General features: G+C 31.4%; 16 protein-coding genes. 1 reads left to right on the forward strand and 15 read right to left on the reverse strand.

The window, feature by feature from the left end:
• Positions 1-125: 125 nt before the first annotated feature.
• Genes Q5I67_RS08190 through Q5I67_RS08205 form a run of 4 tightly spaced genes read right to left on the reverse strand, consistent with a single transcriptional unit; the run spans position 126 to position 7,124 of the window.
• Positions 126-2,000 carry a glycosyl hydrolase 53 family protein gene (locus tag Q5I67_RS08190; RefSeq protein ID WP_302487000.1) on the reverse strand — a complete coding sequence of 625 codons (1,875 nt, stop codon included), beginning with the start codon at positions 1,998-2,000 and terminating at the stop codon, positions 126-128.
• 17 nt (positions 2,001-2,017) lie between these two features.
• Positions 2,018-3,454: a putative porin gene (locus Q5I67_RS08195; RefSeq protein WP_091693120.1), complete on the reverse strand. Its 1,437-nt coding sequence runs from the start codon at positions 3,452-3,454 to the stop codon at positions 2,018-2,020.
• A gap of 43 nt (positions 3,455-3,497) precedes the next feature.
• The gene (locus Q5I67_RS08200) at positions 3,498-5,828 is read right to left on the reverse strand and encodes a beta-galactosidase (RefSeq protein WP_302487001.1); all 2,331 of its coding nucleotides are present in this window, start codon (positions 5,826-5,828) and stop codon (positions 3,498-3,500) included.
• Between the two features lie 30 nt (positions 5,829-5,858).
• On the reverse strand, positions 5,859-7,124 hold the full coding sequence (locus Q5I67_RS08205) for an oligosaccharide MFS transporter (protein ID WP_008539668.1): 1,266 nt from the start codon (positions 7,122-7,124) through the stop codon (positions 5,859-5,861).
• A 196-nt stretch (positions 7,125-7,320) separates the two neighbouring features.
• Here Q5I67_RS08205 and Q5I67_RS08210 point away from each other — a divergent pair, with 196 nt between their 5' ends.
• Positions 7,321-8,124, forward strand: a complete 804-nt coding sequence (locus Q5I67_RS08210; RefSeq protein ID WP_117464234.1) for an AraC family transcriptional regulator — start codon at positions 7,321-7,323, stop codon at positions 8,122-8,124.
• A 51-nt stretch (positions 8,125-8,175) separates the two neighbouring features.
• Here Q5I67_RS08210 and secF read toward each other — a convergent pair whose 3' ends face one another.
• From secF to tsaE, 11 genes are all read right to left on the reverse strand, one after another.
• The gene (gene secF, locus Q5I67_RS08215) at positions 8,176-9,096 is read right to left on the reverse strand and encodes a protein translocase subunit SecF (protein WP_302487002.1); all 921 of its coding nucleotides are present in this window, start codon (positions 9,094-9,096) and stop codon (positions 8,176-8,178) included.
• A complete protein-coding gene (gene secD / locus Q5I67_RS08220; protein WP_302487003.1) occupies positions 9,096-10,337 on the reverse strand; it encodes a protein translocase subunit SecD in 1,242 nt (413 codons plus the stop codon). Before secD ends, secF begins: the two co-directional genes overlap by 1 nt.
• A 26-nt stretch (positions 10,338-10,363) precedes the next feature.
• Positions 10,364-10,951, reverse strand: a complete 588-nt coding sequence (locus Q5I67_RS08225; RefSeq protein ID WP_296895888.1) for a 5-formyltetrahydrofolate cyclo-ligase — start codon at positions 10,949-10,951, stop codon at positions 10,364-10,366.
• Entirely contained in the window at positions 10,929-11,243 is a 315-nt protein-coding gene (gene yajC, locus Q5I67_RS08230; RefSeq protein ID WP_296895886.1) for a preprotein translocase subunit YajC, read from the reverse strand. Before yajC ends, Q5I67_RS08225 begins: the two co-directional genes overlap by 23 nt.
• Before the next feature lie 99 nt (positions 11,244-11,342).
• On the reverse strand, positions 11,343-12,473 hold the full coding sequence (gene tgt / locus Q5I67_RS08235; RefSeq protein WP_296922817.1) for a tRNA guanosine(34) transglycosylase Tgt: 1,131 nt from the start codon (positions 12,471-12,473) through the stop codon (positions 11,343-11,345).
• 89 nt (positions 12,474-12,562) lie between these two features.
• Positions 12,563-13,588, reverse strand: coding sequence for a tRNA preQ1(34) S-adenosylmethionine ribosyltransferase-isomerase QueA (gene queA / locus Q5I67_RS08240; protein ID WP_296897451.1), 1,026 nt, complete (start codon positions 13,586-13,588; stop codon positions 12,563-12,565).
• A gap of 27 nt (positions 13,589-13,615) precedes the next feature.
• Positions 13,616-14,812: a SpoIID/LytB domain-containing protein gene (locus tag Q5I67_RS08245; RefSeq protein ID WP_302487004.1), complete on the reverse strand. Its 1,197-nt coding sequence runs from the start codon at positions 14,810-14,812 to the stop codon at positions 13,616-13,618.
• A gap of 2 nt (positions 14,813-14,814) precedes the next feature.
• Positions 14,815-15,645: a prolipoprotein diacylglyceryl transferase gene (lgt, locus tag Q5I67_RS08250; protein WP_296897455.1), complete on the reverse strand. Its 831-nt coding sequence runs from the start codon at positions 15,643-15,645 to the stop codon at positions 14,815-14,817.
• Between the two features lie 19 nt (positions 15,646-15,664).
• Positions 15,665-16,117: a ribosomal protein S18-alanine N-acetyltransferase gene (gene rimI / locus Q5I67_RS08255; RefSeq protein WP_296897457.1), complete on the reverse strand. Its 453-nt coding sequence runs from the start codon at positions 16,115-16,117 to the stop codon at positions 15,665-15,667.
• Between the two features lie 9 nt (positions 16,118-16,126).
• Complete coding sequence (tsaB, locus tag Q5I67_RS08260; RefSeq protein ID WP_302487006.1) at positions 16,127-16,840, reverse strand: tRNA (adenosine(37)-N6)-threonylcarbamoyltransferase complex dimerization subunit type 1 TsaB; 714 nt, start codon at positions 16,838-16,840, stop codon at positions 16,127-16,129.
• Positions 16,821-17,300 (reverse strand): tRNA (adenosine(37)-N6)-threonylcarbamoyltransferase complex ATPase subunit type 1 TsaE, encoded by a 480-nt coding sequence (gene tsaE / locus Q5I67_RS08265; protein WP_296898487.1) that lies wholly within the window; start codon positions 17,298-17,300, stop codon positions 16,821-16,823. The genes tsaB and tsaE overlap by 20 nt, the downstream gene beginning before the upstream one ends.
• Between the last annotated feature and the right edge of the window lie 29 nt (positions 17,301-17,329).

Consider the following 17,329-nt stretch of genomic DNA (forward strand, 5'->3'; position numbering starts at 1 on the left):
TATATATTTAATTATATACTAATATTATCAAAAAAAATATAAGATGTTGAACTATAAATTATAAGATTTAGAAACAAAAAAAGGAGAAGTTATCTAACTTCTCCAAAAATAATTTTATTAGGATTTTATTTTTGAACATAAAATTCTATATCATCTATAGAACCCCATGTGTCAGGTCTACCATTTAAAATGAAGCCAATTTCTACTTCACCATTTTTAACCTCAATATTTTTAATTGAAGTCTGATGCCATCTATTCCAGCCATCATCTTTAATATCAGTAGTCATTTCTACACCATTTTGTTTTACAAATAATTGATATTTGGAAGCTAAACCATTTCCTTGTGTCCAACAAGATAAAGTATATTTTCCATCAGAAAGACCTTTTAATTTTTGTTTAATAATCACATTAAATGGTTTATTATTCCAATAGTGCATAGCACATTTATCACGTACATCTCCTTGATTCCAAGCTAAATTTATTGCTGAACTATCACCTACAATATCCCAGCCATTTAATGTTTCATTTTCAAAATTACCATTTAAGACTAAATTCATTTTATTTTTTACTTCAATATTAGCTATAGCCTTTTGTGCTAATCCTTCCACAGTTCCTGATATCGTATAATTACCAGGTTTTGCAAAAATTGGTTTGGCAACATCCCATTTAACAGACATATTTTTTACTGCATCATTAGAATAAACTACACCTACTGTCTGTGGTAAATCTACATTACTATATAAACTAACATCTTTTACATCAACTGTATTTATCGCTGTAACTTGTGGCTCTATATACTGATTATTTGGGTCTGATACTAAGTTAAATGTATCCATAGATTCAAGTGCATTTCCCTTTGTATCAAATAATGTTAAATTATCCCAACCATTACCACCACCATTAGACTTCCAACCTACTTTTTCATTGATAACCCAATCTGGAGCCCAATAAAATATCCCCAACCCACGATTATCATTTACACTAGCAACAGTTGCCATAACGTCACGCAATCCTGTTGCTTGTCCTTGCACTGTAGCTTTATAACCACCGACTTTTTCTTCATTTGTTCCAAAATTATTTTTCTCAAAATCGGCATCTTCTAAAGTATAACCAAAAGCAGTTTCTACAGCTATTACATCTTTATTATATTTGGCACTAACATCATTCATTGTATTTTTTAAATCGTCCATTGTACCATGCCAAAATGGATAAAATGACATACCAATTATATCAAAGTCATTCACTTTATTTTTTACAATTAAATTATCAAAAAAAGTATGATATAAATTTACATCTACACCAGCTAAATGTATCATTGTCTTAACTTTATTATCTTTATCATTATCATGTACAGCTTGTAAACCTGCATTTAATAATTTTGCTAAAAATTTATATCCATTAGGATTATCCTCTGTAAGTTGTGCTTCTGGCCATAACATCCCATTATTTAGCTCATTGCCCACTTGTACCATATCTGGTGTTACACCTTGAGCATTAAAATCTTGCATTACTTTAGCAGTATAAGCATAAACATCATCTACTAATTTATCACCACTATCATTTTTCCAAGCATCCGGTTTTTTCTGTTGACCTGGGTCCACCCAAAAATCACTGTAATGAAAATCTACAAGAACTTTCATACCTAAAGCTTTAGCTCGTTTTGCCATTTCAATAGCCTTAGCTTCATCTGTATTACCACCGCCGACACCTTCTGGTCCTACGACATATGGATTATTCCAAATACGAACACGAATCCAATTTATACCATGATTTTTTAAAATAGTGAGTCCATCTTGTTCTATGCCATTATCATAAAATTTAGTACCATTTCGTTCTAATTCTGGCATAATAGAAACATCCGCACCCTTGATAAAATCCGTAGATAAATTTTCTATAGGATTTACTTGTACTGCTGCTAGTGCTGTAAACGGTAAGGAACAAGAAATCATTGTAGCTGTTATTGCTGACAAAATTACTTTTTTTAATTTATTATTTTTCATAAACTACACACCTTTTATTAGAAACTATAATTAAGTGCTAAATTATACATATCATAATAATCAGAGAACCCTGAGTAATTACTATCATATGGACGCAATTTATACCAATTAAATTCCAAATTAGTATTATCCGCAAGCATATAACTAATACCTAATCCATAACCTTTTTCACCATTACCACCAAGACCATCACCACCTGGAGTGTTTAAAATATGTGCCCAACCAGTAGAATCTACACTATAATTTCCTAAACTCATATAATCAGCATAAACTTTCCAAGTATCTTTGGTATCCCATTTCAAATTACCATAAGTAAGTCTAGTCCACCAACCATTTTTTTGTGCTCCATCTGGAAGACCTGATGCTCTATTAGTTACAGCTTCTGCTGTTAAATTCCATTTATCACTGAGTTGTGTATTGATACCATAAGCAATTTGCTCTAACATATATGGATTTTCACTTGATTCAATCCAATTCCATTGATTTTTATGATTATTCCACAATGTATTTTCATTGCTATTTGTTTTTAAATAACCTAAAGTAAATTTAGTATTATCATCTACTCCAATCTGTGCATTAGCAATAAAAGCATTCATAGAATAATCTTTCCAATTTTCCGCAGTTAAATTTCCCCATCCTGCAGAAATAAGCGAATTATTTCCCAAATCTTGAGTTACCATAATACCATCAACTGGATTATCCCACCAAATAAGACCTTGCCCAATATTTAAATTCTGACGACCTAAGGTTACAGATGTATCCATCTGTTTCCAAGTCAATGCTAATAAATCTAAATTTGCACTACCATGTGCTCCACTATCACCATTATTAGTATATCCATTATCATCATTAGTCGTATTTTCTAATTTTACTCTACCTAAAACAGATAAATTCTCATCTGGTTCTGCATAAAAACCTAAACGTAAACGTTCTTGAATACGATTACTTCTTTTATCTTTTCTATCTTTATCAGCTACATTAGCTGTATAACCCTTTGGAGTATCCGCTTTATAATTTGTTTGATAACGAATACGTGCATCACCAAACCACTTAATTTTTCCATTGTCGAAGAAATTATTTGTAGCTTGTGGCTCTTCTTTTACTGGCGCTGGTTCTGCTGGCATTACCATCATAATCTTTAATTCATTACTATACTCTTGTTGTAATTTATTGAGTATTACTTTATCTTCTGCTGTTGCTCTATTTTCATTTGCCATTGCTCTAGCTACAAATTGTGCTAAATCATAACGAGCCACCACTTTTTTATCATGAAAATCTGTCAAATTATAACCATCTACTAAACCTGTTTCTACTAAATGTTCCACTGCTGTATATGCCCAATAATCTTTAGGTACTGTAGCAAAAGGGTTTTCACTAGCAAAAGCTGTAGAATTAATCATTGTTCCAGCTATAGCTAATGAACATAATAATTTTTTATTTAATATATAACTCATAAGTTAAAACCTCTCTAAACCAAATATATTCTTATGCTCAAAGTTATAAAATAAATTCATAAATAGCTTCTATGCTAATTTTATCTATCGATACAATTTCATTACTAGTTTCTTCACTACGAGCAGCCATTGGTGAATCACTTTTTATTATTTGATTTTCTTTTAATGGAGAAATACTAATATAAATATCGCCATTTGGAATTTTTCTATAGATATTATCCAAACCAATTTCCCAACTTGCACCATTATTAAAATTATCTGCTACTAATTCATTATTTACAAAAGCATATCCAATATCACCTTGATAATCTATTTTTAAAATAGCCTCTTTTAGATCTCGCATATTTGTATAATCTATATGCAATAAAACCTTACCTTTGCCAATTTTTTCTGTAGTAAATGGTATAGATTTAGCTGATTTAGTAAATTTATATGTTTTTAATAAATCAGTTTCATCTATTTTACAAATATTTCTCATTAAATCGTCTGTTAATCCATCAATAGTTTGTATAATAATAGCATTTGTATTTGCTTCTACACGAATATTATCATTATCTACAAGAATTGGATTTTCAGATAAAAGTACCTTAGTATCTCCTGCTACTTCAAATTTCCAGAAATTTAAACTTTGATAATTAGTTAAAGTATATATATTAATTATCTTACCAGATACTGTAGTAATTACTAATTTAGATAAATCTGTACTAATCGGTTCAATAAATAATTTATTATTTTCTTTAATAATTGTTCCTTGAGAAATTTCTATGTTGCTGATACTATCATTAACAAAACAATATTCTGGTTTCATACCCTGTGGCATAAAGAAGAAATAATTTTCTACATCATCTTTAGCAAATTTTGTAATTAATTGTGTAGTAGCATATTTTAAAGTCAATCCTGCTAAAGTCAAATTAAATGGCAATATACAACTTTCTTCTGAAGCTAAACTCAGATTATTCTTTTCTGGAATAGTTAATGTTTCATCAGATAAAGATAAAGTTAAATTAAAATCATTTTTATCTGGAGAAACTAAATGATCTTGATAGTTATTAATGAATATAAAGCCTTTATTTTTATCTATACGTACGGCATAACGTAACTGTTCCACATCAGTAGGTAAAATGTCTTCTGCCCCTTCTGGTAAAATAGTCTGAGTAGGACAAAATTCCTTTTGAAAACTATTAAAGAAATAGTGCAATCTCTTTAGTCTAGCATAAGATTCACGAACTTGACCAAATTCTCCAATTGCAGCTTGATAATCATAAGAAATTTTTGGGGTAGCATTTTCATTTAAGTATGGTATTTTTAATCCCAAAGGATTAGATCCGCCATGAAATACGTAATAACCAACGAAGTTACAACCCCCTGCAACTTTTATATTAGCCATAGCTTCTACACTATGATATGGTAATTGAAAACGATATTTATAAAATACAGTCATCCCTCCACCCATTTCACAGCAAGCAAAAGGCACTGTAGTCGGATCATAAGTCGGTTCAAAATTATAAGTAGGCCTACGATAATTACGATAAATAAATTCTGGAGTTACTGGATGTTCTTTTATACTTTCATCGTAAAAAATCCATGGCCAAAAAGCATAACCACCCCACAATGGAAGTACAGTATCTGGTGATGCTTGTGCTCCACCCCAACCAGTTCCTGTATAAATAGGTGCTATCATTCCTGCTTCAATAGCAAATTCTTTTAAAATTTCTATATGATGATGATGTTCTTCTACACTTGTATCATAGCTACCATTATTAATCCATTCATTACTAGTACCTGTAGTCATCTCCCAAGGTGCACCAGCATGACAATATTCATTATCCAACTGAACACCAATAATAGGACCACCATCTTTATAAAATAATCCACGTACTTGATTGCCAATTTCTTGATAATATCTTTTTACATAAAATAAATATCTTTCATCATTAGAACGCACATTACAAGGCTCACCATATAACCAATCTGGAAGTCCTCCATTTCTAGCCTCACCATGTACAAATGGACCTATACGCAAAATAACTTCTACTTGATGTTTTTTACAAAGTTCTACAAAGTAACGAATATTAAATGAGCCATCCCATCTAAATTGTCCTTTTATTTCTTCATGATGATTCCAAATGATATAAGTAGGAATAATATTTATCCCTGCCATTTTCATTTTAATTATTTCATCTTCCCATTTATGAAAATTATATCTACTATAGTGAAACTCACCACAAATACCAAAAAATGGTTTTTCATCTTTCATCATATAATGATTAGTAAAACTAATATGTTCTCCATTAGGATTAACACCTTGTAAATGCTCCAAAGTTGGATAAATACTATTTAACTCTTTTTTTAAATTAATCTGATAATTTTTCAAAATAAAACCTCTTTCAATTTCACTATTTATCTATTTTTTATTTCGCTGTTCTTGCATTTTTTCTTCTGCAAGAATTATTTCTTTATAATCAATAACACGCTTATTATCACTAATTAATAATTTTTGTGAAATTAACGTACAAATTCCTGCTACAATACCAATATACAAATATGATTGTGAAAACCCTATACTTTCATACATACTGCCAAAAAATGGAGAAAATATACTTGCACAAATAGAACTTGTACATAAACAACCAAGATAAATAGAAGCTGATAATCTTAAATCAAAATTTTTAGAAATATATTTAAATTGTCCAACTAAAAATAATGGTTTTTCAAACGAATGAATACATTTTACTGCCGCAATCCAAAGTGGACCCCATTCCAAAGAAGATCCTATTATACGTATAGACATAATAGTACCTGCAAGAATTAATGTTCTTTTTGCTCCTAATTTATTAGCTATTACAGGTGTTACGAATAAGAAAATAGCTTCAAAAAAAGTCTGAATTGCTCCTAAATCTCCAAACCAACGATTTCCCTCAGCTTGTGATTCAAATTGTGATACAAAATATACTCCAAACTGTTGATCATATACATCATATACACAACCAACACCTATCATAAAAAATAATAAAAATAAAAAGTCTTTATTTTGTAATAAATGTTTAATATCCTTTAGTGAAACAGAATTTGCTTTTTTCATTTCTACATCAGATATTTCTACTTTAGCCATTGATAAACAAATAATTGCAATTAAGGCAGCTAAAGATGCTGATACAAATGCTAAATTAGGATTAATGTTCATAGCAATGCCAGTTGTATATGTAGCCGCTGCCCATCCAAAAGATCCCCACATTCTAGCACGGCCATATTCAAAACCATATTTAATAGAAACTTTATTTATATATGAATCAATAACACCATATCCTGCATTAAAAATAAAACCTAGATAAATACCTCCTAAAATAGCACCTAAATAAAAATTAGAAACAAGTAATGGTCCATAAATATAAATAAAAAATGGTCCAATTAATAATAAAATTATCAAAATAGTAAATAACAATGTTTTTTTCAATCCAATTTTATCAGAAATAAATCCTAAAACTGGTTGCATACATAATGCTGCTAGAGCATTAGCTGAATATAATAATCCTGTCTTAGTTGCTCCTATACCTAAATGCTGACCAAGCCAAATAGCAAAAAATGACATAGCTGCTGACCATGCAAATAAATGTAAAAAGCTAACTGCACTTAAAGCAAAATAATTTCTATTTTTTATACTAATTTGCATTTTAATCCCCCTAATTGATAAAATAATCCAATTAAACGATTTTTCTAAAAACTATTAATAAACTATCAATATTTATTCCAATGATTAATGATAATTTAACATTGCCACGCGACAAAAATAATTATATTATGAATAGACAGAAAAATGTGTAACATGTTAAACTAAATAATATAATATTTTGAAACAAGGTGATTTTATGCCTATAAAAATTCGTAAAACATTACTTCATGAGCCAATTACATTTGATACAATTGGCAATCATTGGGATCAAGTACCAATCTATCGACCAAATGGTTATCCATTATACCATTATCTCCAAACAGAAAAAGGTGTTGGTAAAATAGAAATTCAAGGTAAATCGTATTTATTAAATGAAAATGAAGGTATTTTAATTGCTCCATTTATACCTCATTCCTATGCTAAAAAAACAGATGAATGGTTTACCATGTTTATTACCTTTACAGGAACTATGGAAAGTAGTCTTTCTCAAGCATTAGGTAATAAACAAATCATTTTTATTCCTAAAGAACAAGGTATTATTATTGCAAAAGAATTATTTGATATGATATCTCAATATGAGAATCCTTCTACTGATGCAAAATATTTTTCTTTAGCTAGTTATCATCTATTAATGAATTTTATAGATAATTCAGCTTTTAATTTATTGAATGAACCTTTATATCAAAAATATGTATTACCGGTAATTAAAGAAATCGAAACTTCCTATGCTAGTGAAATCACAGTGCAAAAATTAAGCCAACAAGTATATGTCACACCGCAATATTTATCGCGTTTATTCTCTAAATTTTTAGGTTGCTCTGTCTATAAATATCTGACAAATTATCGCATCAATAAAGCAAAAGAATTATTACTAACTCATCAACGCATGGAAATTCAACAGATTTCTCAATTAGTAGGATTTTTAGATACCAGCCATTTTATTGCTATGTTTAAAAAATTTACAGGAATAACTCCACTTGATTTTCGCAAACTCAATTAAAAAAGCTAAGATTAATGGTTTTATCATCATTAATCTTAGCTTTTATTTTTATTATTTACCAGTATCTGCCATGCGTTTTGCTAAACGTTTTTTATCAGAATATCTTCTAAATGTAACCCAAAGTGGACTGGCAATGAATATAGATGTATATGCACCGCAGAAGAAACCGATTAATAACGCAAACGCAAAATCTTTCGTCGTATCTCCACCAAAGAAATATAAAGCAAATGTAGTGAATAATACTGTAGATACAGTATAAATTGAACGAGTCATCGTCTGATAAATACTTGTATTTACAAGTTCTACAATATCGCCATTTTTTCTAAAGTGCAATTTTAGATTTTCACGAATACGGTCAAAAATAACAATTGTATCATTTATAGAATAACCAATAATTGTAAGCAATGCCGCTACAAATGAAGAGTCAATTTGACGCTGAGTAAGAGCAAATGCACCCAGTACGATAATTACATTATGTGCTAAGCCCAATACTGCTGAAATACCAAATTTAAATTCAAAACGATAAGATACATAGGCAATGATCAATAACCATGAAATAATTGTAGCATATATTGCATTCATGATAAGCTCAGTACCCATAGTAGCACCGACTTTTTCTTCACGAAGCACTTGATATGTTCCCAATTTATCTGTCAATGCTGCCATTACTTCTTTACGTTCTTGTTCTTCTAAATCTACAGTTCTTATCATTACATTTTCAGATTCTGTAGCTGAACTAGATTCACCTGAAAGCTGTATTGTACTATTGCTTAAATTATATTCATTTAAAACATCACGCACATCATTTATATTTACAGCTTTTTCAAAGCGTAAATCTATAATAGTACCACCTGTAAAATCAATTCCCATATTAAAGCCACGAGTTACCATGAAAAACAGGCTGGCAATAATCAATACTGAAGATATCGCATACCATATCTTACGTCTACCAATAATATCAAATCTAGCCATTATTTCATGTCACCGTCCTTTGCTTTATGACTTAAAGATACACCATAAATACGTGGATCAGTGAATAATTTTGCTGCAATTAAGTGCTTGAGCATGAACTGTGTCAAGGTAATAGCTGTAAACATACTGATGACAACACCAAGACCTAAAGTAATAGCAAAACCACGAATTGGCCCTGTACCAAAGAAGAATAATACAACTGCTGCAATAATTGTAGTCAAATTCGAGTCAAATATTGTTGTGAATGCACGTTTAAAACCAGAATCCATAGCCATACGAAGCGTTTTTCCTGCTCGTACTTCTTCTTTAAAATGTTCAAAGATAAGTACATTGGCATCGACTGCCATACCTATGGACAAGATGATACCCGCGACACCTGGAAGTGTGAGCGTAGCATCTAATAATTTAAGTACAAATAACAAAATTACTACATAAGCCATTAAGCTTAAGTTGGCAATTAAACCAGAAACGCGATAGAAAAGTAACATAAATACGAAGATAGCACCTACACCAACTGTGAAGGCAAATACACTTTTATCTTTACTATCTTGACCAAGTGTTGGCCCAACTGTACGAGTTTCTATAATATCTACTTTTACAGGAAGTGCACCAGAACGTAAAAGCACTGCTAAATTATGTGCTTCTTCAAGATTTCTAGAACCTGTGATTACCGCTTTACCACCAGTAATTGGTTCATTAACGCGAGGTGCTGTTAAAACCTCACCATCAAGTAAAATAGCAATTGTTCTGCCTACATTTGCAGAAGTCAATTCTGCAAATTTTTGAGCACCTTCATCAGTGAATTCAATAGCTACTTCATTTTGATTATTTTGTGTAGTTTGTTCTCTAGCATCTTTTAAATCTGTACCACTTAAAACAGTATTGCCTTCTTCATCTTTGAATTCAAGCATAGCTGTTTTACCAAGCACGGCAATAGCTTTATCTGGATCTTTAACACCAGGAAGCTCGATGATAATACGGCGTTCGCCTTCACGCTGAATGATTGGTTCTGTCAAACCAAGTTCATTTACACGTTTTTCCATGATTTTTACTACACGGTTCATAGCATCATCATTAACTTGTGCTTGCTCTGTATCTACACCTTCTAAAACGACATGTGTACCACCTTGAAGGTCTAAACCTTGTCTTATTGAGCTAGCTAATGGTGCTATAAATGCAGCAAAAACACCAACGATAACGATAATTACCGCTAATAATTTCAATAAAGGATTTTGTTTCAAAATTTCTTCCCCCAATATCCTTATGATTACCTGTATTTTATAATATTATTTTCTGTCAAAATCATATCCACTTTGACATCATAATCGTCTTTGATCACTTCATCGACCAATTGACAATCATAGATTGCTGCTATTTTTTTAGCCTTAATAGCCTGAACTAAATATCTATCATAATAGCCACCGCCCATACCGAGTCGATAACCTTTTTTATCTAGTCCTACAGCAGGCACTAAAATAAAATCTATATCTTGTGGTTTTACAATATTTAGATTTTCTTTACTAACTGTTAAAATACCATACTCGCCTCTAATCAATTCATCTAAAGAATTAATTAAAGTCGCTTGCATAATCTTCATATTTTTATCAGTAATATAAGGCAGGCAAATATGTTTGCCTGCCTTAAGAGCATTTGTTATTAATTCTTTTGTCTGAAATTCATCAGGCATAGAAGCATACATAAAACATATATCAGCATTTTTATATTCAGCAAGTTCCACAATTTTTTGCGTTATTTGCTTTGAATATTCTCTTTTTTGCTCTAATGTTAAAGCTCTTCTTTTGTGTAAAAGCTCTTTGCGTTGAACTTTTTTCTTATTTGCTAGCTGGGTTAGCATCTGTTTTTTCCTGAGTTAAATCTCTAGCTACAGCAGCACTGCTGATTTTAATTTCTACATTATCAGCAATTCTAATTCTAATGAAATCAGATTTTTCTAAATCAATATAAGTAATTTCCCCATGGATACCACCTATAGTTAAAATGCGATGTCCTACTTTTAAATTATCCATCATTGTATTACGTTTTTTCTGTTGTTTTTTCTGTGGACGATAAAGTAAGAAATAGAAAATTATTACCATTAATACTATTGGCCCATAAGAATAAAGACTTGCCATCATTGAATCACTCATAAAAAAATTCTCCTCATCATAAAAAATTATATTAACTTATTTTATATTAGCTATAGTATAGCATAATACCTTTATTTATTTACAAATATTCCTCAAAATTTACACAGATTTTGCATTAAATGAGAAATTAGCTGTAAATTTACGATAAAATTCTGGGAATCTATCTTCCATAATAGATTGACGCATTTGTTTCATGAAATCAATCAAGAAATGTAAATTGTGAATAGTCAACAAACGTAAACCAAAAATTTCATTTACGCGAACTAAATGACGAATATATGCTCTAGAATAATTTCTGCAAGTATAACAATTGCAATGTTCATCAATTGGGTGGAAATCATGCTCATACTGTGCATTTTTTATAACTAATCGACCATTCCATGTCATAGCTGTTCCATTTCTAGCTACACGAGTAGGATATACACAGTCAAACATATCTATACCACGCATTACACCTTCAACTAAACAATCTGGTGTACCTACACCCATTAAATAACGTGCTTTATTTTGTGGTAAATGTTCTAAAGTGATATCAAGCATTTCATACATCATTTCTTTTGGTTCACCAACACTTAGACCGCCAACAGCATATCCAGGGAAATCCATATCCACTAAGCGATTGGCACATTCGATACGTAAATCTTTATACATACCACCTTGTACAATACCGAATAAACCTTGATTTGGATTTGTCATCGTATCTTTACAACGCTGTGCCCAACGAAGCGTAAGCTCCATGGACTCACGAGTATATTTAAAATCTGCAGGATATGGCACACATTCATCAAATGCCATGATTATATCTGCACCTAAATCCATCTGAGATTGTGTAGCGATTTCTGGAGATAAGAATTTTTTAGAACCATCAATATGAGAACGGAATGTTACACCTTCTTCAGATATCTTGCGTAAATCACCTAAGCTAAATACCTGAAATCCGCCACTATCTGTCAAAATAGCTCTATCCCAATTCATAAATTTATGCAAACCGCCTGCTTCTTTCACAAGCTTAGAGCCAGGACGCAAAAATAAATGATAGTTATTACTTAAAATAATTCCTGCACCCATTTCTTTTAATTCTTCAGGGGATAAAGTCTTAACACTAGCCTGAGTTCCTACAGGCATGAAAATAGGTGTATCAAAACTACCATGTGGTGTATGAATACGACCTGCACGTGCACCAGTATGTGGGCACTGTTTTATGAGTTCATAAGTAATTGCCGGTTTCATTAGTCCTCCAAGATAAATATATTTATTCATTTTTCTTTTAAATGAAAGAAAAATAAACCAAAAAGAAAATTTTCCTAAAAATAACTATTTTATTCTATAAACATAGCATCGCCAAAACTAAAGAAACGGTATTTTTCTTTTACCGCTTCTTCATAGGCGGAAAGTACATATTCTCTGCCAGCAAAAGCACTGATTAACATGATTAAAGTTGATTTTGGCAAATGGAAATTAGTGACAATCGCATCTACAATTTTAAATTTATAGCCAGGATAAATGAAAATGCCTGTTTCTTCTGCAATTGGAGAGATAGAGCCATCTTCTTTAGCAGCTGATTCCAAAGTACGAATAGATGTCGTACCTACAGCAATTACTCTACCGCCATTAGCTTTAGTCTGATTGATGATATCTGCTGCTTCTTTTTCAATATGATAAAATTCTTTATGCATTACATGATCTTCTATATTATCTACATTTACAGGGCGGAAAGTACCAAGACCTACATGAAGTGTTACAAAAGCTAAATTTACGCCCATTTCTTTTATTTCGGCTAATAGTTCCTTGGTAAAATGAAGACCTGCTGTCGGTGCCGCTGCTGAGCCTTCTTCTCGTGCATATACTGTCTGATAGCGATTTTTATCTGCTAATTTTTCATGAATATATGGAGGAAGTGGTGTTTCACCCAACCTATCCAAGATTTCTTCAAAGATACCATCAAATTTGAATTCTACAATACGACCGCCAAAATCTGTATGACCTACAACTTCACAGGCAAGTTCATCGCTAAATTCGATAATATTACCCAATTGAGCTTTTTTACCTGGTTTTACCAATACTTCCCATTGATTAGTATTAGCCAAACGCTTTAATAAAAATACTTCTACTTTACCGCCAGTTTTAGCTCTATGACCGATAAGACGAGCAGGCATTACTTTTGTATCATTAAATACTAAAGTATCACCTTTGCGTAAATACTGTTTAATATCATAAAAATGTTTATGCTCTATAGTTTTTTCTTTGCGATTTAACACCATCAAACGTGAATGATCACGCTGAGCACATGGTGTCTGTGCTATTAATTCTTCAGGTAGATTATAGTCAAAATCATTTAATAGCATTAAATATTATCTCCTTTTATCTTAGTTTTATTTATACATATCTTTTATATTTACATCACTATAATAATGATATAAAATCTGTTGATAATTTTTTCCCTTATCAGCTAATGATTTGGCTCCCCATTGAGACATACCCAGACGATGACCAAAACCACTGCCTTTAAAAATCAATTTTTTATCATCTTTATCGATTTTTAAAATATCGTTTTTAGCTTTTTTACTATCTTCTAATTCTATAGTAAAATTACTGCTTTTTAAATTTAATAAACTGCGAAGTTGCGTTTTTGTCAATTCTACAGATTTTTTATTACTACCAATAAATTTTATAACTTGTGGTTTACTTGCTTTAGCTGGATCTTTTTTTAGCCCACTAAAATCAATTTCTTTAACTGTGCCAATGTCACTATAAGAATTCTTTATAGACCTGCTCAAACTTTCATTTGTCACAGATACTGTCCAATTTTGATATGGCGATTGTTCATCTTTATCATCAACTGCTCTCAAGTAAGGCACATTGACATTCCATACATTGATACTATCATCTGTTTTACCACCAGATGCCGCATGAAATACTGAACAAATAGGCTGATGTAAATAAATTATTACTTTACCTTTTGTTTCATTTATAGCTTTATTTGTAGCTGATGTTTCTGAGTCTATGCCACCATAAACTTGACAATCTGTAGTTGCACAGACATCGAAACCTTCTTTAGTATGTTTTCGATCAAGTTTATCATATAAAGCAAAAGTTCTAGCAGCTACAGCTTGAGCCTTTAATGCCTCAATATTCCAACTAGCAGGCATTTCCTCTGGCACTACACCATATAAATATTCATCAATCAATAGACGATTTATCACTGTAAGCCCTGCTTTATGCGGTTGAATAATCAAATTTCCTCTATACCGCTTGCCATTGACAATCACAGGATCATTGTTTTTTACGGCTACAATTAAAGTTGTCGTTTCCTTACCTTTTTTATTGACATAAACAGTTCTATCTTTTTGACGAATATTTACTTCATTCATCTTTTTAAATTTATAATTTACTTTATTGTCGACATCTTTGACCACAAAATCATCATTTGCTGTGATTACAACTTCTTGTACTCCCTGTAATAATCCTACTCTTACATATGGAGCTGATGATTGTGCTGATACTACTTGTATATTACTTACAAATGCACAACAGCATAATAGACAAATAAGATATAGATATTTTTTCATATTCAATATCCTCTTTTATTTTTTATTCTACTTTGACTTGATTTAGATTTTATCGGCTTTTTCTTTTCAGCATATTTAAACTGACAATAAATAAAGAAAATCACTGCTAAAATAAATGCAATCAAACTAGTAGTTTGTGCTGAAGTAAAATTCAAAAATACAGGAGTAGCATAATCTCCACGCAAAAATTCCAAACCAAAACGAGCCAAGCTATATAACATTATATATAATGAAAATGCTTGACCTTTAGCATGTGGAAAAGCTCTAAAAATCAACAATAGAGCAAAAATAACAAAATCGATTTGACCTTCCCATATTTCTGCTGGCCATAGAGGCTGAGCTCCATACGTATGAAAAGCAAGTGTAGTTTCAGGATAAATAATACCAAAATTGCCACCAGTTGGTGCACCAAAAGCATCGCCATTTAATAAATTGGCACAACGACCAATAGCTTGTCCCAAAATAATCGCTGGAGCTACAATATCAGCTAAAGCCAAGATATCAATTTTATGATATTTAGCGTATATAATACCTGCACCAACACCAAAGACAATGCCACCTTGAATAGCCATACCGCCTTGCCATACATAAAAAATTTCATTTAAATGATGACCATAATATGCCCAATCAAAGAAAAATACATCCCATAATCTAGCACCGACTACACCTGCGATACCACTATAGATACCGATATCTACAATATGATTGTGCCATCTTCCATCTTGTTTGGCTAAAAAATAAGCCACACCAGTTGCTAAAATAATACTTAAAGATAAAATCAGACCATATGCTCTTATCGGAAAATCACCAATAAAAAATAAATATTGATGCATAATCTCACCTCAATATCATTTATTTTATCTTGGCTAAATCTGTTATCCACATGATTTCAGCATCTTCACCATCTTCATAATAACCACGACGACGGCCTACAGATTTAAAACCTAATGATTCATATAAATGTAAGGCCCTAGCATTACTTGGTCTCACCTCTAAAGTCATTGATGTAGCTTCATGTTCTAAAGAAATTTTTATAATTTCTTTCATCATAAGTCTACCAATACCTTTATCTTGATATTCTGGTAATACAGCTACATTCGTGATTTGAGCTTCCCCAAATAAAATCCATACCCCTACATAGCCAATGACTTTTTCTCCATCTAAAGCCAATAAATAATAAGCTTTATCATTAGAAGCTTCTTGCCAAAAAGATTGCCTTGACCACGGCATATCAAAACAAGCTTTTTCTACTATTTCTACATCACTTGCATCTTCTGGAGTCATTTTTCGAAAATTGATTTGCATACTTTCACCTTATAAATCTGTCAATTTTTCGCCATGGCGTTTTTCCCATAAAACCTCTGCTTCTGAACGACGAATATATACAGGTTCTAAATCCATGATATTATCATAATCTTCATTTTCAAATCTAGTTTTTGCCGCCATAGCCACATTACTTGCTCTAGGCATACAAAGATGAGGTAATCCCAAAGAAACATTTTCATATTGAGCAATTATATCTGCTTTCTTCTGAGCGATATCTCCCACAAATACTACTGGTTTTTCCAAAGTAGAACAATATTTTACCACTTCTTCAAAATCCATCACACAAGTTTGTTTTTTCTCATCAAAGCCCTTGCCATTCCACTCATACAAAGCAAAATAAGCATTGCTCTTTTGTGCATCTAATACACTTGCTACATATACACCTGGCACTGGATAATGATAAGCCATAGCCTCTAATGATGATACAGCCACTACAGGAATAGATAAAGCATAAGATAACATTTTAGCTGTAGCAAGGCCTATGCGTAGCCCTGTAAAAGAGCCTGGTCCTATACTTATAGCTACACCTGTTAAATCAGATTTATCCATATGAGCTATTTTTAACACATCTTGTACATGACCTAATAAAACTTCTGATTGTGGTAATTTTAATTGCATGATAATCTCTGCAACTAATTTATCTTTTTGCACAATAGCAGCACCTGAAACTATTGTTGAAGTATCAATCGCTAATATTGCCACAGTGCTTCAACTCCTCATAAATATTTTTATATTTCTTACCTTCAAGATTAATTGTAATTATACGCTTTTGGTCACTATCGCCACGCTCGATTTTTAAATGCAAATAATCTTCAGGCATATAGGCAAAAAATCTATCTGGCCACTCAATCAAAACTACTTCATCTTCAACATCAGTATATTCGTAAAAACCGATTTCCTCTAAATCCTCTGGTTGCTCTAAACGATATAAATCAAAATGATATACACGCTTTTTGCCTTCATATACATTCATTAAATTAAAAGTAGGACTTGTAACCATTTCTTTTACTTTCAATGCCTTGCATAAACTTTGTGTAAATAAAGTTTTACCTGCACCTAAATCACCTTCAAGACAAATTATCAAATTATCTTGAATTAAATTTGCTATCTTTTCACCTAAAAGACTTGTTTGTTCAGGTGAATTTGTAGTTATCGTAAACATATTTCACCTCAAAAATCTATTTTCATTTT

It is taken from the genome of uncultured Megamonas sp. (assembly GCF_958438645.1).
Lineage (GTDB): Bacteria > Bacillota > Negativicutes > Selenomonadales > Selenomonadaceae > Megamonas.